General features: G+C 36.2%; 19 protein-coding genes. 4 read left to right on the top strand and 15 right to left on the bottom strand.

Features of this window, described 5'->3' with window-relative positions; all coding sequences use genetic code 11:
- Positions 1 to 113: 113 nt before the first annotated feature.
- Positions 114 to 680, bottom strand: coding sequence for a PhnA domain-containing protein (locus tag AC2INI_RS18670; protein ID WP_274420030.1), 567 nt, complete (start codon positions 678 to 680; stop codon positions 114 to 116).
- A 301-nt stretch (positions 681 to 981) separates the two neighbouring features.
- Here AC2INI_RS18670 and AC2INI_RS18675 point away from each other — a divergent pair, with 301 nt between their 5' ends.
- Both AC2INI_RS18675 and AC2INI_RS18680 read left to right on the top strand, forming a co-directional pair.
- Positions 982 to 1782 carry a phytanoyl-CoA dioxygenase family protein gene (locus AC2INI_RS18675; RefSeq protein WP_486305989.1) on the top strand — a complete coding sequence of 267 codons (801 nt, stop codon included), beginning with the start codon at positions 982 to 984 and terminating at the stop codon, positions 1780 to 1782.
- A gap of 34 nt (positions 1783 to 1816) precedes the next feature.
- Complete coding sequence (locus AC2INI_RS18680; RefSeq protein WP_486306469.1) at positions 1817 to 1897, top strand: hypothetical protein; 81 nt, start codon at positions 1817 to 1819, stop codon at positions 1895 to 1897.
- A gap of 172 nt (positions 1898 to 2069) precedes the next feature.
- Here AC2INI_RS18680 and yciH read toward each other — a convergent pair whose 3' ends face one another.
- Both yciH and AC2INI_RS18690 read right to left on the bottom strand, forming a co-directional pair.
- Complete coding sequence (gene yciH, locus AC2INI_RS18685) at positions 2070 to 2381, bottom strand: stress response translation initiation inhibitor YciH (RefSeq protein WP_122033596.1); 312 nt, start codon at positions 2379 to 2381, stop codon at positions 2070 to 2072.
- 36 nt (positions 2382 to 2417) lie between these two features.
- Positions 2418 to 2768, bottom strand: a complete 351-nt coding sequence (locus AC2INI_RS18690; RefSeq protein WP_486305990.1) for a DUF3319 domain-containing protein — start codon at positions 2766 to 2768, stop codon at positions 2418 to 2420.
- Between the two features lie 160 nt (positions 2769 to 2928).
- On the opposite strand from AC2INI_RS18690, the gene AC2INI_RS18695 reads away from it, so the two are divergent.
- A complete protein-coding gene (locus AC2INI_RS18695; protein WP_486305991.1) occupies positions 2929 to 3843 on the top strand; it encodes a tyrosine-type recombinase/integrase in 915 nt (304 codons plus the stop codon).
- Between the two features lie 36 nt (positions 3844 to 3879).
- Here the strand turns inward: AC2INI_RS18695 and AC2INI_RS18700 are convergent, their stop codons facing one another.
- Together AC2INI_RS18700 and AC2INI_RS18705 are read right to left on the bottom strand one after the other, a co-directional pair.
- Positions 3880 to 4872 (bottom strand): D-alanine--D-alanine ligase, encoded by a 993-nt coding sequence (locus AC2INI_RS18700; protein ID WP_486305992.1) that lies wholly within the window; start codon positions 4870 to 4872, stop codon positions 3880 to 3882.
- A 51-nt stretch (positions 4873 to 4923) separates the two neighbouring features.
- Entirely contained in the window at positions 4924 to 5490 is a 567-nt protein-coding gene (locus AC2INI_RS18705; protein WP_122033592.1) for an SPOR domain-containing protein, read from the bottom strand.
- 220 nt (positions 5491 to 5710) lie between these two features.
- Between AC2INI_RS18705 and AC2INI_RS18710 the strand changes: the two genes are divergently transcribed.
- Positions 5711 to 8398, top strand: coding sequence for a bifunctional acetate--CoA ligase family protein/GNAT family N-acetyltransferase (locus AC2INI_RS18710; RefSeq protein ID WP_486305993.1), 2688 nt, complete (start codon positions 5711 to 5713; stop codon positions 8396 to 8398).
- 263 nt (positions 8399 to 8661) lie between these two features.
- Here the strand turns inward: AC2INI_RS18710 and AC2INI_RS18715 are convergent, their stop codons facing one another.
- The 10 genes from AC2INI_RS18715 to AC2INI_RS18760 form a co-directional block, all read right to left on the bottom strand.
- Positions 8662 to 10629, bottom strand: a complete 1968-nt coding sequence (locus AC2INI_RS18715) for a sensor domain-containing diguanylate cyclase (protein WP_486305994.1) — start codon at positions 10627 to 10629, stop codon at positions 8662 to 8664.
- On the bottom strand, positions 10626 to 11156 hold the full coding sequence (locus AC2INI_RS18720; protein ID WP_486305995.1) for a YfiR family protein: 531 nt from the start codon (positions 11154 to 11156) through the stop codon (positions 10626 to 10628). Before AC2INI_RS18720 ends, AC2INI_RS18715 begins: the two co-directional genes overlap by 4 nt.
- Entirely contained in the window at positions 11146 to 13206 is a 2061-nt protein-coding gene (locus AC2INI_RS18725) for a TonB-dependent receptor plug domain-containing protein (RefSeq protein WP_486305996.1), read from the bottom strand. The genes AC2INI_RS18720 and AC2INI_RS18725 overlap by 11 nt, the downstream gene beginning before the upstream one ends.
- A gap of 324 nt (positions 13207 to 13530) precedes the next feature.
- Positions 13531 to 14067, bottom strand: a complete 537-nt coding sequence (gene mog / locus AC2INI_RS18730) for a molybdopterin adenylyltransferase (RefSeq protein WP_486305997.1) — start codon at positions 14065 to 14067, stop codon at positions 13531 to 13533.
- A 77-nt stretch (positions 14068 to 14144) separates the two neighbouring features.
- Entirely contained in the window at positions 14145 to 15332 is a 1188-nt protein-coding gene (locus tag AC2INI_RS18735; protein WP_122033587.1) for a conjugal transfer protein TraF, read from the bottom strand.
- 166 nt (positions 15333 to 15498) lie between these two features.
- Positions 15499 to 15654 carry a YoaH family protein gene (locus AC2INI_RS18740; protein ID WP_174213442.1) on the bottom strand — a complete coding sequence of 52 codons (156 nt, stop codon included), beginning with the start codon at positions 15652 to 15654 and terminating at the stop codon, positions 15499 to 15501.
- A complete protein-coding gene (locus tag AC2INI_RS18745; RefSeq protein ID WP_486305998.1) occupies positions 15651 to 16559 on the bottom strand; it encodes a DUF2861 family protein in 909 nt (302 codons plus the stop codon). The genes AC2INI_RS18740 and AC2INI_RS18745 overlap by 4 nt, the downstream gene beginning before the upstream one ends.
- A gap of 5 nt (positions 16560 to 16564) precedes the next feature.
- The gene (locus AC2INI_RS18750) at positions 16565 to 17221 is read right to left on the bottom strand and encodes a response regulator transcription factor (protein WP_486305999.1); all 657 of its coding nucleotides are present in this window, start codon (positions 17219 to 17221) and stop codon (positions 16565 to 16567) included.
- On the bottom strand, positions 17196 to 18641 hold the full coding sequence (vxrA, locus tag AC2INI_RS18755) for a sensor histidine kinase VxrA (RefSeq protein ID WP_122033583.1): 1446 nt from the start codon (positions 18639 to 18641) through the stop codon (positions 17196 to 17198). The genes AC2INI_RS18750 and vxrA overlap by 26 nt, the downstream gene beginning before the upstream one ends.
- A gap of 82 nt (positions 18642 to 18723) precedes the next feature.
- The gene (locus tag AC2INI_RS18760) at positions 18724 to 18975 is read right to left on the bottom strand and encodes a hypothetical protein (RefSeq protein ID WP_122033582.1); all 252 of its coding nucleotides are present in this window, start codon (positions 18973 to 18975) and stop codon (positions 18724 to 18726) included.
- Between the last annotated feature and the right edge of the window lie 75 nt (positions 18976 to 19050).

The following is a 19050-nucleotide window of genomic DNA, read 5'->3' on the forward strand; positions in this document are numbered from 1 at the left end:
TTATAATTTAATTTTTGCATTCTTACTCAAAATAGTGAATGCCGAAAACTTTCAGACATAAAAAAAGACGCAATTAAGCGTCTTTTTTAGTCTGTAGATTATTAAGTAACGAATTACTTTTTACGACAGAACTCAGCGATTACATACATAGATTGACCGCCGTTAGCTTTACCAGAAACTAGACGAGGATCGTCGCCAAGGCTGATGCCACGGATAACGGTGCCTTGTTTAATTACTTGGTTAGTACCTTTAACTGGAAGGTCTTTAGTAACCGTTACGTCGTCACCTTTTTTCAGTTCAACGCCGTTAATGTCACGTGGTTTTTCACCGTCAGAAAGAAGTGCTTTCTCTGCCCATTCTTTAACGTCTTCTTCAACGTACATCATATCTAGAGCATCTTGAGCCCAAGATTCAGAAGTTAGTTTGCTTAGTAAAACGTAAGACATAACTTGAACCGTTGGAACTTGGCTCCACATAGAGTCATTTAGACAACGCCAGTGATTAACATCCATTGTTGCAGAGTCTTCGATTTGTGCCGTACATGTATCACAAATCATTACACAGTTATCAACGTTGATGTCTGTCTTTGGTGGTACTGCGAATGGTGCTAGAGAAGATGCAGAACCACATAATTCACATTTAGAATCACAGCGAGATAATAGAGTTGTTTCAGTGCTCATAATAGTGCCTGTTTGTTTAGTAAAACCAATGTCGCTAATTATACAACACAGAAATCAATTGCGGTGAGAATACTGTAATTTTTCTTATTAATACTCTGTTTGGTATCATTAGGGTAAACACAGGATTTCAAAGAGGTAAAACATAATCATCAATGGCGTTACAATTTCTAATTATTGATAAACAGAAAGATTATTTTTCGTAGTATTTAGCTTTTATTCTTACATTAAGCTTGAATGCTTTAGGTTTAACGATACTATGCGCAACTAAGATTATGATGCAAAACAGAGGCAAGAATCGTAAATGGTAAACAATCAAAACCAATGGCAAAGTAACTATGAAGAGAAAGGCTACTTTGTCATTAGAAATTATTTTACTCAGACTGAAATTTCAGAGCTAAGAAAAGTGATATTGAAATTTCATGAATCATGGAAGCAAGATAATGAAGAGTTTTACCATGACGATGCATTCAATTCCTCATTAATTACTGGTAGCCAGTATTTAAAAACTGATGATAGATTAGCACTTTTTAATTTCATTAGTTCTAAAAAAATGATGAGTGCTGTTGAATCTGTAATAGCTGAAAATCCTGCATTTATGAATACGCAGTTGTTTTTTAACCCAGTGAATCCTCAACAAAAGGATTTCTGGCACCGAGACTGCCAATATGATCATGATGTCGATATTCAAAAAGTTGTGATTCACGAGACGCAAGTTGTCCATCTACGAGTGCCTTTATTTGATGAACTAGGCATGGAACTTATACCAGGAACGCATAAGCGCTGGGATAATGAAGAAGAGTATGATGTTAGACAAGAAGAAAATGGTCGTGAGAGTCATGAGAACATTTCAGGCGGAAAAGTCATTAATTTAGCAGCTGGTGATATGTTAGTTTTTTCTGCTGACATGATCCATCGTGGGCTGTATGGATTAGATAGATTGGCATTTGATATTTTAGTTTTTGATCCAGTAGGAGACTTTGTTGATTATGTCGATGACGATTGTCTGCCAGATAACTCAATGCTAAAGAGAATTAATGACCCTAGATTATTTATGAGCACGTTAGAGTTAAAAGCGAAGGCTAATATTAAAGTTGCAGTGTAATGCATTGAATTCCTAAGGATTAAAAAGATTATCAATGACTTGCGGAGGCTTGGCTATGTTTATTGGTATCCCTAAAGAAGCTATGGCTCAGTGCGCATTATATATCTTATGTTAAATAGCGTTTAGCCATACTTGATCTTCACACGTGTCAGCTTCCCCATCACTATTAATTCTTTCAATAACAGCTAATTTAACCATAATCGTATTTACCATAAAATAGCTAATAATCACTAAATAATACTTCGTATCTATCTAATGATTATTAGCTTTTACTAAGAACTTAATGATTAACCACCAGCAAGTTTTACTGTGTGGCCTTGCTTAGTTAAGAATTCTTTAATCTTTTCGCGATTGTCGCCTTGGATTTCAATGTCGCCATCTTTAATTGCGCCGCCACAGCCACATACTTTTTTAAGTTGTGCCGCTAATAACTTAAGTTGTGCATCTTCCATATCAAGTCCAGTAACAACACAAACACCTTTGCCTTTACGGCCTTTAGTTTCACGTTGAATACGAACAATACCATCACCTTTTGGACGCTCTTGTTTTACTTCTTCTTGTTTAATGCGGCCAATATCGGTTGAATATACTAAAGACATAATTAATCTCGTTTTTAAATGATGGTGAATTGTAAATTATTTTTCGTGTTTATCCAAAAAGGATTTTATGGCTGTTAACGAGCCCTTCGCAAGTTTTCCATGATACAAACAATACCAAGTGTTTACTTCACCGGTGTCATTCTTAATTGGAAAGCCTTTGTAATCTTCACTCTGGAATTTATCTCGTTTCTCGTTAATTGCGGTTTCACCCATATCGCCAAACTCTTTAGGTTGGATGATTGAGCCCGTATCACTCCACCAGTCGATACTTTTTTTTACAGCACTTAAGTGGCCGTGTAACACCTTATTTTTAATCAATACTTTCCAGTCATCAGGAACACCTGTTTTATTTTCAATGAAAAAACCTCTGTACAATGACTTCTGCATACTAATTACTCTTACATTTTATCTATTAATAACAACATAGTTAGGATCGAATAAATGTTTCCTTTATGCCAGACTTTAGCTTCTGATTCGTGATCTTATGTGTAATTTAAATTGTATGGTATAGTTTTCTAATATACTTATTAAGTTATGGTGCACTAGGATGGATAAATCTCTTTTTTTAACTCCAGATATAGACATAGATACATTGGCTTCTTGTTTAAAAAAGAAATACTCACACAACAGCTTGGTTTCATTCAAAAATGATTGGGTTAACTTTGTTGTGTTTTGCCAATTACATCAAGTGATAGCTCTGCCCGCTTCTACCACAGCGATTCGTATCTTTATCGAGAAACAAGCTAAGGATAAAAAACTAGCTTCAATTAAGCGCTCTCTCATTTCTATTTCACATATTCATAGTGCTTTTGAATTTAAAGATCCAACTCGAACCTCTCAAGTTAAGGCTGCTCTTGGAAAGATAAGACTAGATAAGAGAGATGATAGCAAACAAACAGAAGGTATTACCCTTGATATGCTTGCAGAACTTGAGCGACAACTCTCTCATTCTGTTGAGCTAAAAGACATTAGGGATTTAGTTATTTGGCATCTAATGTTTGAATTACTCTTAAAACGTGGGGAGTTAAGAGATTTAACTCTTGATGATGTCTGTTTTGATGAATTAGGAAATTGTTTAATTCAATTACAACAGAGTTTTTACCCTCTATCACGAGAGACGACTGTCTTACTTAATAACTGGTTAAATGCATCACAACTTAGTGAAGGATATTTATTTAGAGGACTTGATCGACATCAGAATCTTTCTTCAAGTAACCTAAATGATTCATCTATCTATCGTATTTTCCGTCGGGCGAATGAATTACTTAATCTTGATATTAAATTTTCTGGGTTATCTGCAAGAGTTGGGGCAACGAAAGAACTGTCTAAATGTGGTTATACAGTGCATGAGATTCAAGAGATGGGACGCTGGGTTAGTCCTGCAATGCCTAATCAATATATTGGTAATGTTGAACGTTCTGAGAGACAAAAATCAAAATTTAAAACAAAAAAGCCTGAATAATATCAGGCTTTTGTTTAAAAACTTACGCAGACTAAATTACTTTATTGCGTTAAGAATTGCTTTTTGTAGAAACGTTTTGAAGCAATCACCATTATGTTCTAATAATTTAGGGAACATAGAGATTGGAGTCATTCCTGGGAAGGTATTCACTTCATTCAAGAATATCTCGTTATCTTCTGTTAGGAAGAAATCAATACGAGATAAGTCTTTTAGCTTCATCTGTGTAAATACTTTTTGGCTATATTGATTAATTAACTCAATTTGCTCATTCGATAAATTTTCAGCGGTCAATGTTGTCGTTGAGTGACTACCACTGCCATATTTTTCATCATAAGTATAAAAAGCACCATCAGGAGCGGTGACTTCACCAGGAGGTGTTGTAAACAGCTTGCCATCAATTTGATAAGCGGCAACTTCTAGTTCTCTTGGTTTCACTGCTTTTTCAACAAGTACTTGCTCTGAGTAACCAAAGGCATCATTGATCGCTTGTGATAACTCACTTTCAGACGTTACCTTGTAACAACCAACAGATGAACCTTGGCAAGCAGCCTTAACGAACAATCCGCCCCATTCTTTAAACGCAGCTAATGCAGAGCTGTGTGTCTCTTCATTTTTTTCAGTTAAGAATAAATATGGCGTATTAGGGATCCCAAGTGCATCATACCAAAGCTTTGATGTGATCTTATTAAAGCTGTTAGTACTTGATTCTGCATTACAACCAAAATATGGAATTCCAAACATATCAAGCATAGATTGAATGTCGCCCGTTTCACCTGGATAGCCATGTATGCATGGGATCACGTAGTCGACACGACCTGCATCTACACCGTCACACAATAAAGATTTGTCTGAACGTAATTCATACTTAATACCACTGTCAATGTGATACCAAGCACCATCTTTAATTTCAAGATGAGTAATTTGAAAGGCATTTAATTCAGAAAGCTGTTGATAAATATACTTTGAAGAAACCAGTGAAACTTCGTGTTCAGTACCGCTACCGCCACAAAGTAAAAGGATATGAGTCATAATAGTCACTATAGAAAAATCGGCATACACTTAATGCACGCCGATTCAAAATTAATTTAGTTTATGTAATTCAGGATTATCTGAATTTTTGATGCTGTTAATGCTACGTACAAACGGGCCATACGCTTGAATTTCTGTTGGCAATTGCTTGATTGCTTCACGAGCTTCTGCAGGTGTTGCAAAATCACCGTATAGAATTGTATACCAAGGCATATTATTAACGGTTTTACGATTCATCCAAACAGGCTGTTCACCAGCTAATTTACCAGCATAAGTACTAAGATCTGTTTTACGACTAAGCGCTAAAATCTGCAAAGTATAACCATAACGGTTCTGCATCTCTTTTTGCTTTTCTGTTGGTGGCAAAATCTTAATTGCAGAATCAGAAGTCGCTGCAGTTGCGCTCTCTTCTGAGGTTAATTTAACCACTGGTTTTTCCGCTTCAGTTTGTGGTACTGCAGCAATCTCAGTTTCTTCAAATGTAGTTACTTCTTCTTCAATCGGTTGAGATACTTGATACACTTCTTCAGAAGATTCTGTGGTAATGTTTGTGGTATACGAACTACTTGTACATCCTGCAAGTAGAACGGTTAACGTAATAGGAATGATTTTTTTCATTTTAATTCACAATATAGTCATGCTGATGTCCTAATTTTGCACCTGATATAATATACAATCAAGTGTTTAGCCTTGTAACTGTTCATTTACTCTTAAATTTGTGCTCCATATTTAATAAATGACGTGTTTTTGTGCGCTGGCTTTCGTTTATATTCATTTCCAAAGCCAAAATAGTTAATCTCAGCTATCTTATTCTTATATAAGGATTAAGGGAGCTGTAATGTCTGATTTAAAAACGCTTTTTCGACCACGTTCTATTGCGGTTATTGGTGCATCAATACACTCTGATCGTGCCGGTCATATTGTCATGCGAAATCTACTTGATGGTGAGTTTGACGGTCCAATAATGCCAGTACATCCTACATACAACTCAGTCTGTGGGATCCTTGCTTATCATGATATTCCCTCCCTTCCTATCACTCCAGATTTCGCCATTTTATGTACCCCTGCTAGAGAAAATATTAATATATTAGAAGATCTGGGGAAAAAAGGCGTCAAACTTGTAATCATTCTCTCTTCAGATATGCATTTACATTGCAGTGGTATTGGAGAGCCTCTCCCTTATGAGGCCGCTCGAATTGCCTCTCAATACAAAATGCGAATTCTAGGACCAAACAGCCTTGGGATTATTCTTCCTTGGGTGAATCTTAATGCCTCTTTTTCACCAATTAATGCCAATAAAGGAAACATCGCTTTTATTTCTCAATCCGCGGCTGTTTGCACAACAATATTAGATTGGGCGAAAGAGAAGGAGATTGGATTTTCTGCTTTTGTCTCTTTAGGTGATGGCATTGATATCGATTTCAGTGAGCTTTTAGATGCCTTATGTACCGATTCTAAAACCGACGCTATATTACTTTATATTGATTCTATCAAAGACGCGCGACGATTTATGTCTGCTGCCCGTGCTGCTGCGCGTAATAGACGTATTTTGGTTGTCAAAAGTGGTCGTTCTGTTGCCGGCAGTAAAGCGGCACAGCTTCATACCAATGGCGAGATAAGTCTAGATGCGGTTTATGACTCAGCTATTAGACGAGCTGGTATGTTACGAGTGTCTAATACCCATGAATTATTTGCTGCTGTAGAAACCCTTGCACACCCTATTCCATTTCGTGGAAATCGATTGGCGATTGTCACCAATGGTGGCGGACCTGCCATTATGGCGGTTGACAGTTTAATGCAACAAGGTGGAAAACTCGCCCAATTGAGTGAATCATTGATTCAAAACCTTAATCAACACCTGCCACATAACTGGTCACACTCAAACCCTATTGATATTGGTGGCGATGCAAACGAGAAAAGATACTGCGATACCGTGAATGCTCTGCTAGACAGTGATGATTGCGATGCAATTTTGATCATGCACAGTCCCTCTGCAATATCTAATGCTACACAAACCGCTTCTAAATTGGTTGAATTAATTAATAACCACAAACGCAAAGCTAAATTTACTATTCTTACCAATTGGTCAGGAGAAACCTCATCTAAGGAAGCTCGTTTACGATTTACACAAGCTGGAATTCCAACCTATCGCACACCAGAAAGCTCTGTTTCCGCATTTCTACATCTTGTTGAATACCATCGAAATCAGAAGCTCTTAATTGAAACCCCAGTATCATCAGGGCATATCAATAAACACGATGCAAAAATGGCAAGAGAATGGCTCGATGATTGTGTGTCTCATGAGCTTATCGACCTTGATACGCATGAAACTCAAGCTCTTTATTCTTGTTATGGGTTCAAAACAGTAGACACCTGGATAACCGAAGAACCCGTAGAAACTGGTTATATTGCAGAGAGTATTGGTTACCCTGTTGCGGTGAAACTTCGTTCCCCTGACATCCCTCATAAATCAGATGTTCAAGGTGTGATGTTAAATTTAAACACTAAAGAAGAAGTAATTACTGCGGCGCAATCGATCATTGATCGGGTTTCTATAAGTTATCCTTCTGCACGAATTTCAGGATTAAGTGTACAAAAAATGGCGCAAAGAGCAGGATCTCAAGAGTTAAGAGTAAAAGTCTGTCAAGATCCCATCTTTGGGCCGGTGATCTTACTTGGCGAAGGCGGATCTGAGTGGGATCTCAATAATAACGCCGCTGTTGCACTGCCACCACTTAACATGGCTTTAGCTGAAAACCTCATTAAATACGCCATCAAAGAAAACATCATCCAACACCGAAATTCACCGACTAAAATGAGTCTATTTGACTTGAGTGCGTTTCTGGTTCGACTTTCTCAGATGGTACTAGATTGCCCTGAAATAATTGAGCTTGATATTCATCCTTTACTCATATCAGGAGTCGATCTCACTATCATCGATTCATCAATGAAGGTGCAACATTTTGCAGGTGATATTCATAAACGTTTAGCTATTCGACCTTACCCAAATGAATTAGAAGAGTTTGCCCAATTAAAAGATCAGAGCTCTGTTTTACTTCGCCCTATTCTTCCTGAAGATGAGCCGAAACATGCTGAATTTATCTCTCAAGTTTCGCACGAAGATTTATATAAACGTTTTTTTTCTGAGATTGGTGAATTTAACCACGAAGCTTTAGCTAACTTTACACAAATTGATTATGACCGTGAAATGGCCTTTGTTGCGACTAAACAAATAAATAATCAAGAAGTCATACTTGCTGTAGTTCGAGCCTTATCGGATCCGCATAACATCAATACCGAATTTGCTGTATTAGTACGTTCAGATCTAAAAGGCTTAGGTTTGGGGAAAATACTGATGGATAAGATTATTCGATATTGCCAGTCGCAAGGGATTAAAGTGATGAATGGTATGACAATGCCATCTAACCGAGGCATGATTGGGTTAGCACAGCATTTTGGCTTTACTGTGGATATTCAAATGTCAGATGGTGTTGTAGAGATGAGTCTAGACTTAAGTAAAGACTGATTTAAAGATAAAAAAAACCAAGATAGTCATAACGATTATCTTGGTTTATATAGATATAAAATTGTTTTTAAAAGGGATATCTATATTATTTTGCTTGCTCAGCTTTTTCTTTTTTTACCATAATTGCACCAGCAATAACGAATGCAACTAATAATAAAACTTCCATTAACCTATCCTATTTTGTCTAAAAGTAATTAACGTGCGTAATATAACATCAATTTTAATAAGGTAAATAGATTTATATCATATTTGTAAATAATTTGTCACAGCTCATAAAAAATGTACTTTCCCTTACCTGATAACTTTGCTTCATACATCGCTTTATCTGATTCTTTCAGTAAGTAATCAACATCTTTTCCATCACTATAACGAGATATTGTGATACCAATACTAGCTCCAACACGAAGTATCTTACCTTGATATGTAATAGGTTGTTGAATCGATTCGATTACACGATGGGACAATTCTGCTAATTGATTCTTGTTCTGAACTGGATCAATGAAAAGGACAAACTCATCGCCTGCTAATCGACAAGCAAGGTCCCCTTTTCGAACTGCGTTTTCTAATCGTTTAGCAACAACTCTTAATACTTCATCACCTGCATCATGGCCATAAGTATCATTAATAGATTTAAAGCCATCAAGGTCTAAGTAACACAAACCAAACTCACCTATTGAATATTCATGTTTTTTAAGTGTTTTATGAACGCTCTTGTGAAATTTAGAACGATTAGGTAACCCCGTCAATGTATCGTGATGTGCAAGATAATATAAACGGTCCCTTTCTTTCGCGTCACTTAAGTCACTAAAAATAAAAATATAACTACTTTGAGTATTTTTCTCGTCATCTTTTATTTTACTTGCCTTAATATATAAAGGTAATTCGTTCCCTTCATTATCATGCTCTAAGACCTCACCGTGCCATTGACCAAAATGATCAATTGATTCAGTAATCAAATTGGTTGACGTTGTAAAGTGATGTCCATCAAACAGCTCAGCCATAGATAGAGCGCTTAAATCATTCATCTCATAACCAAACATATCAGTAAATGCTGGATTCATTAGTGTTAAGTTGCCTGAATTATCAAATATTAATACACCATCTTGGCTATTTCTAAATACATTCGCTGCTAGTTTCTGTTGAGTTCTACTTTTGATTGCCTCGGTTACATCAACAATCGAAAACAGTAACTGTTCTTTATTTGATAGTACACGGGTCGTTATCTGTAACATAGATTCGTCTACAGTTTGGAGCAACAAATCATCCACTTCTTCACATGAAGTGATGATAGTTTTAAGCTTTTCAGTTTCAACAGCATTAATGATATCAAGTATGAATACATCACTATAATCATCATCTAACTTTCCTGGAAATAGTGTTTTTGAAGCATCATTAGATAATAGAATTTGGCCATTCTTTTTGTCTACCGCAAACAAACCATGTTGAACAGCTGTGATGATTTGCTCACCAAAATCTCGCTCTTGCTCTACCTTATCAAGAACAAAGTTAAGTTGCTTCTGACGCTCTTCCAATTTATCTGCCATTTTATTGAACGATAATGTAAGATCACCTAATTCATCTTTTGTTGTAACATTAGGTCTTTGATCGAATTCACCATGAAGAATAATCCCTTGCATTGCTTCATTCAAACTAACAACCGGTGTTATTACCCATTGCTGGATCTTGGAGATAAAAAGATAACTAAAAATAATAATTAAACCAAATAAGGTAAACGCCACTTGTATGGCTGTCTTTCTTGTATCATCTAAGCCTTGTTTAGAAACAATCAATCGTATTTTAGCTATTTTCTCATTCCCCATTTTAATAGGAATAAGAATATAAATAGCATGATCACCTAATGCATAACCTTTCTCTATTATTTCAGATTGCAGTTGTAAATTAGGCGCCAACGCAACTAATCCATCTTTTCGATATTCTGCAAATAAAGAACCGTCTGTCTTTAATAATAATGCTTGTAAAATATCACCATCAGCACTGAATGCATGAAGCACTTCAGATGCCGTTATTTCATCATCAAAGAGTAAAGCGGCTTGTAGGTTTACGCTTACCCCATTTGATAATACTTTGATTCTATCGATTAAATTTGTTTTCTGTAGCTGATACGTACTGAAATAATTATAACCTTGAAAAATCACAAACAAGCTAAAAATGAAAACAATAAGAGGTACCGCTAAGCGTTGTCGTAAAGAGGCTTTTTCTATCCATTTCATTTGTTATTCCCTCCCTCTATAACAGAGACACGAAGTAACTGTGAACTAATCTTAAAAGAAGAATTAGCAAGATTATCTAGATTAATGATTGGTTTTACTTTTCCAGCAACTTTTCTTAATTCAATCATTCCAAAGTCTCGAGTGAAGTTTTGTTTACCGCTAATGGTAAGCGTGTTTTCACCCATTGCTTGCAAATCACTCGATTGAGTATTTTGATTAGCAATATAGATATCGCATACTTGAGTAGTCAGATTATTATTCGTATCAACTTCAATACTACGGCCCTGAATATATTTATCTGTCGATATTTTAATTAAGGTTTGAACGACAGGATCAAACCTATCACCACAAAATATCAGTGGTGTTTTAGGCTCTTTCTCAGCCCACTGTATAAAGTTTGCAATTCTAAAAATATAAACAGCTTCAATCTGGTGAGCTTGATAAGCAGCTTGAGCCTGAGCAGACAAACAAGAGCCGATAAAAAAGAATAAAATGGAATTCAATAACTTTGGTCGCTTAAAACTCATAAGAAACCCTACCGTAGATAGATTGCTCGGTTTCATATGCATTACAACTCTCGTAGCGAGTATTAATATTTAATTCGCACTTACTCGACATTCCAATATTTTTGACTATCACTTCAACAAGAGGGGCATTTTCATGTTTTTTCCAACCAATACGAGTATCTAAAGATATTAAATTATCTACATCATACACATATTGGTTACTATCACTTGTGTAGTCGATATCTTTATAGTTAACAACAAAGTCCCACTGAAGTGTATTTGTCACTTGCCACAAGAGTTGATTTGAAAGCATATTTTGATGATTTATCTCGAAGTAATCATCAGAGCCTGAAGCATTTGAATCACCTTGTACTCTATCTTGTGAAAATGAAAGATAGCTGTAGCTGGTATAGTTTTTTAACGAGGTGTTGATATCCCACTCTAGGGCAAGCTCAATACCATATGTCTTAGCTTCGTAGTCATCGTTAACAGAGTAAGCGTAAAAATAATTTCCGTCTCCATCATCTATCCAACCTTTCTCATCAGTACCTCTGATGTTGTTATAATTACTAATAAACGCTGTAACATCAAAACTTACATTAGTTAGATTTAAACGATAACCAGTATCAATCGTAATTACTGATTCATTATCTAAATCATTATTGGCTAAGGTAGCAAATACAGTATCAAAACTATAATCGTAGTTATAATAAACTGTCTTTTGTTCAAAATATGATGGTGTAACAACAGAACGTCCAATACCAAACCAAATATTTTGCTTAGTATTTATTGTATATAGCCCTCTCAATTGTGGAGAAAACTCATATGAATCGTTTAATGTAAAATATTCAGCTTTGATACCAAATTGTACAGAAAAATCACCATTAAATTTATGCTCTATTTGTGAGTATAAATTGGTTATAGAATCATATGAGTTTGGTTCTCTAGCGTAACGGTTATACATATCCATTTGCTCAACATTTAACTCATTAATATCCTGTAATTTAATTTCAGTATAACGAGCACCAATTCCGAGTAACAAAGTTGTATCTATGCTTAATTCAAATGTTATAGAAGAGTCAATATCAACTGTTTTAAAATCACCGCTAGCATCTGGAGAATTATCGTTATCAACCCAATACCAAAGATTCGTCTGCCATTCTGCTTTATCAAAAACCTCTGTTCGATTTATCTGAAAATTATATGATGAGCTTGAAACTGACTTATAACTATCAGTAATATCCGCAGGTATATTTGTATAATCTAAAGTAAACCAATCATAATATTGCTCTGACTTTTCACCACCAAAAGCCAACATCCAAGATGTATTGCCATCCTCAATATCAAATTTTACACCAGCTGTTTGAGTTGAGAGCGTATTTACTTTGTCATTCTCATATTGACTTTGATACTCATTAATTACCGTAAAAGTATTTTTAGCTTTATAGAAGGCTCTTGCTGTGGTTTTTTCATTAAACTGTAAACCATGACGCGCAGAAACCTCTTGATAACCATGCTGTCCATAGGCTATTTGACCATAACTTCCTAGGGTATCTTTAGTAGACTTGGTAATGATATTTATAACACCATTAACCGCATTACCACCCCAAATCGTTCCTGCTGGGCCTCTAATAATTTCAATACGTTCAATATCTGCAAGAATGTAATCAATATCTTCCCAGAATGCACCGCCATACATAGGGCTAAATACACTTCTACCATCTATCATAACAAGCATTTTGTTAAACAAACCATCATGAAAACCACGGGATGAAACAAAATCGATAGACTCATTAAATTGACTAACTTCGATACCAGGAGCAAGAGATAGAACATCTGCTATTGTTTTTGCGCCAGAACGCACAATTCGTTCATTTGAAATAACATAAATGGCTGCGGGAATTTCAGAAATATGCTGCTCTCTCTTTGAGGCACTAGTTACACTCACCTCTAACATAGATAGGTCTTCTAAGCTCATTGACATTAACGCTTCAAGATCATGATCATAGGCGAAAGCAACCGGTGGAGCGAAGACCAAAGAGGTGTAGAAAGAGAGAGTTCTGATTCTCATAGTATTTTTGCCATTTATCCTAATTAATAGAATTATAACTTAAAGTATAATATACAGTTACTTTAATTTGATAATCATTCGTTAACAAGGTGATCAAGTTATCATTTATATATGAAACCAACGCTAATAACGACAATATTAAGATAGACGGATTCAGGGATCCTGACTAAATAGTCAATAATTCGCCGTCAAAATATCATTAACAATCCAATGCTAGGTATTTAGTATTAGCTTAAAAATATAATAGGCAAATAGATGATTGAAATTAAGAAAAAAAACCAACAAAAAATGTTGGTTTAATAAAATTACTGTTTAGACAAATAATTACTTTGCTTTAGGCCTAAATGGTTTAATCACTTCTTCATTGCACTCAAGAAATGGCCCTTCCATTAGATCAATACAATATGGAATCGCAGGGAAAACAGCATCTAAACATTCACGAATAGATTTTGGTTTACCCGGCAGGTTTACAATTAAAGAGTCTTTACGTAGACCTGCAGTTTGTCGTGACAAGATGGCCGTTGGGACAAATTTTAATGACTCAGCACGCATTAGCTCACCAAAACCAGGCATCATACGATCACACACAGCTTCAGTTGCTTCTGGTGTAACGTCACGCTTAGCTGGGCCTGTACCACCTGTAGTAACAACTAAACAACAGCCTTTACCATCCGTTAGTTCAATCAGTGTTTTTTCGATGACATCTTGCTCATCTGGGATAACTACGTATTCAGGTTCCCATTCAGACGTAAGATAATCATTTAACGTTGCAATGATCGCAGGGCCTGAAATATCTTCATAGATACCAACGCTTGCACGGTCACTTACCGTTACAATGCCAATTTTCGCTTTCTTAGTCATAATCTTTTCTTATTGAAGTAAGGTAACCCTATTATTACAAGTGGTTACCTATTTTTCTACTAAAAAGGCAAATTGAATTAGTATTCGTAAGCCATATTTACTGATACACCATAAGTTGAATCAACAGAATAGATGGCAGCTAAATCAAAATGGAACATATTAAGTGGGGAAAAACCAATACCTGCGGTAAATGCATCATCGTAAGTGCCAGCTAAGTCTTTCTTGTAACCACCACGTAATTGAATTTGATAAAGTAAATCGATTTCAGCACCCGCCCTGAACATTTGAACATTATCGTCTAAACCAATAAAGCGCTCTTGCTCGTTTAAATCCATATCAGCGGTTAAGATGAAGTAATTCATCATGAAGGCAACACCAGCTGTATATGTTGGGGTTAGTTCATAGTTGTATTGATAACTTTTAGTACCGTGAAATCCACCATTTACACTATCTGCAAATTTAACATCAACTTTTGCGGTTTCAATCTCATTCTTTATTAGATTTTTACCTGCAGCAGCAAAGCGCCATGGGCCATAAAACCACACTGCACCAACATCAACATTGAATGAATTATCTGAGGTTTTATTTTTATCATAATCTTTAAAATCAAAATTATTAATCGCTTCTACATAAGTATAAGTTAAATAGCTTTGAATCTTAGGAGTAACGCCAATAGTAATGTTTTGGCCTAAGAAGTTAGTGTAGCCTGCAAATGCAACACCAGCCTCCATTAAACCTATTGCAACCGTTCCAACAGCTGTAGTGTCAGCCATTGCAATTGGATCAGCTGTTGAACCTAATGCATTAACATCAGGTAAAGTCATCCCTTCCATTGAAGCTTTAGCGTAAAATGCTGTAGATAAATAACGATTGGGAATCGCAACTGCAATAGCGCCGCCACCATTAAAACTTAAAGCATCTCCACTTAAGTTATTTAAGCCCGCATTAATATCATTAACCCCTGACGGATCTCCTTTTGCTATTTTATCAAAACCGCCTTGAACTTGATCAACATCATCAATCATACCACCACGATCCATCACCTGAAGACCAAAGCTTGGCAATAGTAAGCCTGCATCATCTTTTCGGCTGTAGATAGCAATCAATGCAGGGTTATAAAAAACACCGGTTAGATAATCAGCAGCGGCGGTACCTGCACCACCCATCGCATCAATACGACCATCTACACTGTAGTTAGTTGCGAGTGACTGAGTTGACGTTAATACTGCACAAGAAAGTAAACTAACTTTTAACCACTGTTTCATCTTTATAAACCTAATAGAAATACTTAAATAAAGTATCGGCTTAATAAAAACTAACTTTAGGTAAATTTACGCTTTAATTGATTTTAATGATATACGGGAGGTAAGTAGGTGAAATTTGAATGGATAACGCAAAGATAAGCCGAGATCATATGATCTCGGCTTATCATTATTTTTTTGCTTTCTCTGCTAGTTCAGCACGGATTTGATCAGAGATCATCTTAATTGCTTCACCACTGCTTACGCCTTGACGCATTAATTCTTGAATTTTTTCAACCGCTTGTTGTTGCTCTTCATGGGTTAACGTTGGTAAATCTAACATCAGTTACTCTCTACATTTTCGATGGTATCAAAATTGATGACTTTAGTTATTGCTTGTATTTCTTGAATTGAAATGGGCCCTTGAAAACGTTTGTGATTAAACGAAACGCTTAAGATATAACTGCCAGGTAATACATTCGTCGGTGGGAGGCTTTGAGGGAAATTTTCTTCATACGACTCCTCCCATAATTTGATGTATTCACTGTCTTGATGATCATAAACGCCAATAGACATTTCCGGTAAAGGACAATTGGACTTTAGTAAACCCGTTTGCACTGTTTTCCACTTTTCTTTACCTAACCACGAGACCGCCATTTCGGTTTTCGGTGTTGTTAAAATTATCCATGATTCCCATTGAGTTTTATTAGTATCATCGGCAGTGATTGTTAACTTATATAATCCATTTTTAACTCGATTATTCAATGACTCACTTGCATAGATGTATTGAGTTACACTCTCATCTTGAGTCGGTATTGTTTTAATCGATGGATTTGTTAGCTGTTCTTGATCTGGCCATTTAGTAAAAGCTAAGTTAGCGATGCTTTTCTTTGTATCAAATTGAACCATCAAGCGATGATGCAAGCGACCTGGACTTTGGATAATCATTCGTTGAATACTTAAAGAATTCAACCAACTAGGTACACCTATGGTTGAAAAATCTCGCCCACAATCGTTTGAAACCGCAGAGCTAATCAACTTATCAATATTCTGTACAATACTCTTTTCATTTGTACTTTGTAGTACTTCTATAGAGGTTTGAAATCCCTTTAATGGATCGCCCTCAAGAAATTGTTTATGGGCACTAAAAAGCGCAGATTGTTCATTAAACCATTCTGCTGCGCTTGTTGTAGTGCCACACACTAAACAAAAAAAACCGATAATGGTGGCAATTTTTCGTTTAAATATCATAAGAGTTAAGCTTTCATTTTATAGCCGACGCCACGTAGGGTTTCAATTTCAATCCCTACAATCTTTTGACGAAGTTGCAAAATATGCGTATCAACAGTACGGGTCGTTGGGAAGTGATTATACCCCCAAACCTGATCAAGTAATTCGTCACGAGTAAATACTTTACCTAAGTTCGATGCTAAGAACAGTAATAAATCAAACTCTGTTCGAGTTAAAATTACGTTTTCACCCGAGTTAATAACATCTCTTGTCGATGTATCAATTATTAACTGCCCAACCGTAAGCTGAGTTTTTACTTCATCTGATTCTGGTGAACGTAAATGCGCTCGTAATCTCGCGAGCAGTTCCGCCTCTGCAAATGGTTTTGTTAAATAATCATTTGCTCCGGAATCTAATCCTGTCACTTTATCTCTTATCGACACCAACGCCGTTAATAGAATAACTGGTACGTCTTTAATTTGTTTCCATTGAGGTAACCAAGTTAATGAATCTCCTTCTGGTAACTGACGATCAAGGATCACTATATCAGCATCTGGCCATAAACCCGATACGTTCGCTGCGTTTTCAGAATGTAGACAGTGATAACCCGCCTCTTCTAAACTTACAATTAAGCCATCAGCTAAGTTTTTATCGTCTTCAACAAGTAGGATTGTCTGTTTCACAAGGTATCTCCAATATAAATGTTGTTGGTGGCCCCTGAAGTGTCATGGTGCCTCCCATTCTTTTTATCATTGATTCGACAATGGTTAAGCCTAAACCTAAACCTGCTTCACTAACAAAAGGCGTTTTTAATTCTTTCCAATTTGCTTTTGTTAATTGTCCGCCATCAATGACTTCAATTCTTAATTTTTTATGTTCTACAATAACATTCAATATAACCGGTTGGATACCGTATTTATGAGCATTACTAATTAGATTATCTATACAGTTACCAAGCCAATAAATATTAACCTTAACTGCAGAGTCTTTACTTAGTTTAAATTCAACGGGCTGACTGTACTCCATACAGCGATAGCTTAACCATTCCTCTACAGAGGGGATCCACTCCGTTGAAAATCCTTTATCTTCCGATTGCAGATAATCTTTACTCGCTTCAGCTAATTGGCGTAAACGCCTTGAATCTTCACATAGGCGTCTAAACTCGTCATATAGCGATTCCGGCAAAGATTCAAACTGTCGCCTGAAACCTTCAACGGTCAGCCCTAAACTGGCAATCGGTGTGCGTAATTCATGCGTTAATATTTGCAGAACTAACATTCGACTTTTCATGTCCCGGCGCTTACCGTTCCATCGTGATATCCCCCAACCAATAGCTAAACAAAGGTTAGCGAATACGAGAAATAGAACAACAAATGAGAGCGTTTTTGAGTTACTTTCTTCCAGCCAGCAAACATTACCATTTTTAACATAGCAACTATCTCCTTGCTGAAAAACCGACATTTCTAGGTCATATTTATCCAAATTTTTACGCTTTAATTCCATTGGATATAAATAGTAACGGCTTCCTTTTCTTAACCAAAGCAGTTTATCGGCAATAATGGTATCTGAACCACTAATAATCGCGCGTATTTCATTATCATCCATCATTTGTAAATGGTGTAATAACGTTCCTTCCTCTGCTCTTTTACGTTCTTTAATATGCATATACGTAGCTAACTGATCTGTGCGTTCAGGAAAAGCTTGAGCATAACGATATGCATAAGAACCACCACCAGGGTGAATCATGCCAGAGCGTGCAAACCAACTTGCTGGAAGGGTGAACCCTTTACAAAGCGCACGAACAATGACCAAAGGCTCGCCTACCGCAGGGCTTACAGGCCATGGACCAGAACAGGTTTGTGCACTTTTATATAATTTTTGTAATTGCTTATAAGGATATGATGCTGTTTGTGGCAACAAGGTATCTGGGGATAATAATACCGTTGGATATTCTTTTTGTATCAAGCGAATGTCATATATTTCGACAGCTTGCTCTTTTTTAAACGAATTTTTAAAGCTATCAATTTTTGAAGCTAAACTCACCGCGTGTGATGAGAAACTAGTTAGCAATAAAAATGGAAGTAAAAAACGCTTATTTATCAACAGAAAGTCCTTGTGAAAATGATTTAATAAAGATCAATTTAATCAGTATATTACAATTAGGTTCGAATACGAATAATTTCAATCATTTCATCATCACTTTTCCACCTATCATCTTAAAAGCAGGAGTTCCTCTAACTAAAGCTTCTCGTGCAAATACGCTATTACACTCAGGACATACACAAGGAGTGACCGTGTGATCTTCTACGATTCGTTCTATAAAGCATTTAACCAAAGCACCTTTGCCCCCTTTTCTGTATTTATACAGTAGCGTTCTGCATTTTGAACAGTAGATTTGTACCGTTTTAGTGGGGCCCTTTTTATTTGGTTTTGCCATCTCTAATTTCAAGTTCCCTAGTTGCTATCTATAAGTACTTTATTTTACACTCAATTAATTCGATTTTTCCGTCTT

The sequence above is a fragment of the Aliivibrio friggae genome (assembly GCF_057368515.1).

What these genes read in the sequence shown, in the direction of transcription:
- AC2INI_RS18670 (WP_274420030.1), bottom strand. Translation starts at nt 680, where the DNA reads ATGAGCACTGAAACAACTCTATTATCTCGCTGTGATTCTAAATGTGAA.
- AC2INI_RS18675 (WP_486305989.1), top strand. Translation starts at nt 982, where the DNA reads ATGGTAAACAATCAAAACCAATGGCAAAGTAACTATGAAGAGAAAGGC.
- AC2INI_RS18680 (WP_486306469.1), top strand. Translation starts at nt 1,817, where the DNA reads ATGACTTGCGGAGGCTTGGCTATGTTTATTGGTATCCCTAAAGAAGCT.
- yciH (WP_122033596.1), bottom strand. Translation starts at nt 2,381, where the DNA reads ATGTCTTTAGTATATTCAACCGATATTGGCCGCATTAAACAAGAAGAA.
- AC2INI_RS18690 (WP_486305990.1), bottom strand. Translation starts at nt 2,768, where the DNA reads ATGCAGAAGTCATTGTACAGAGGTTTTTTCATTGAAAATAAAACAGGT.
- AC2INI_RS18695 (WP_486305991.1), top strand. Translation starts at nt 2,929, where the DNA reads ATGGATAAATCTCTTTTTTTAACTCCAGATATAGACATAGATACATTG.
- AC2INI_RS18700 (WP_486305992.1), bottom strand. Translation starts at nt 4,872, where the DNA reads ATGACTCATATCCTTTTACTTTGTGGCGGTAGCGGTACTGAACACGAA.
- AC2INI_RS18705 (WP_122033592.1), bottom strand. Translation starts at nt 5,490, where the DNA reads ATGAAAAAAATCATTCCTATTACGTTAACCGTTCTACTTGCAGGATGT.
- AC2INI_RS18710 (WP_486305993.1), top strand. Translation starts at nt 5,711, where the DNA reads ATGTCTGATTTAAAAACGCTTTTTCGACCACGTTCTATTGCGGTTATT.
- AC2INI_RS18715 (WP_486305994.1), bottom strand. Translation starts at nt 10,629, where the DNA reads ATGAAATGGATAGAAAAAGCCTCTTTACGACAACGCTTAGCGGTACCT.
- AC2INI_RS18720 (WP_486305995.1), bottom strand. Translation starts at nt 11,156, where the DNA reads ATGAGTTTTAAGCGACCAAAGTTATTGAATTCCATTTTATTCTTTTTT.
- AC2INI_RS18725 (WP_486305996.1), bottom strand. Translation starts at nt 13,206, where the DNA reads ATGAGAATCAGAACTCTCTCTTTCTACACCTCTTTGGTCTTCGCTCCA.
- mog (WP_486305997.1), bottom strand. Translation starts at nt 14,067, where the DNA reads ATGACTAAGAAAGCGAAAATTGGCATTGTAACGGTAAGTGACCGTGCA.
- AC2INI_RS18735 (WP_122033587.1), bottom strand. Translation starts at nt 15,332, where the DNA reads ATGAAACAGTGGTTAAAAGTTAGTTTACTTTCTTGTGCAGTATTAACG.
- AC2INI_RS18745 (WP_486305998.1), bottom strand. Translation starts at nt 16,559, where the DNA reads ATGATATTTAAACGAAAAATTGCCACCATTATCGGTTTTTTTTGTTTA.
- AC2INI_RS18760 (WP_122033582.1), bottom strand. Translation starts at nt 18,975, where the DNA reads ATGGCAAAACCAAATAAAAAGGGCCCCACTAAAACGGTACAAATCTAC.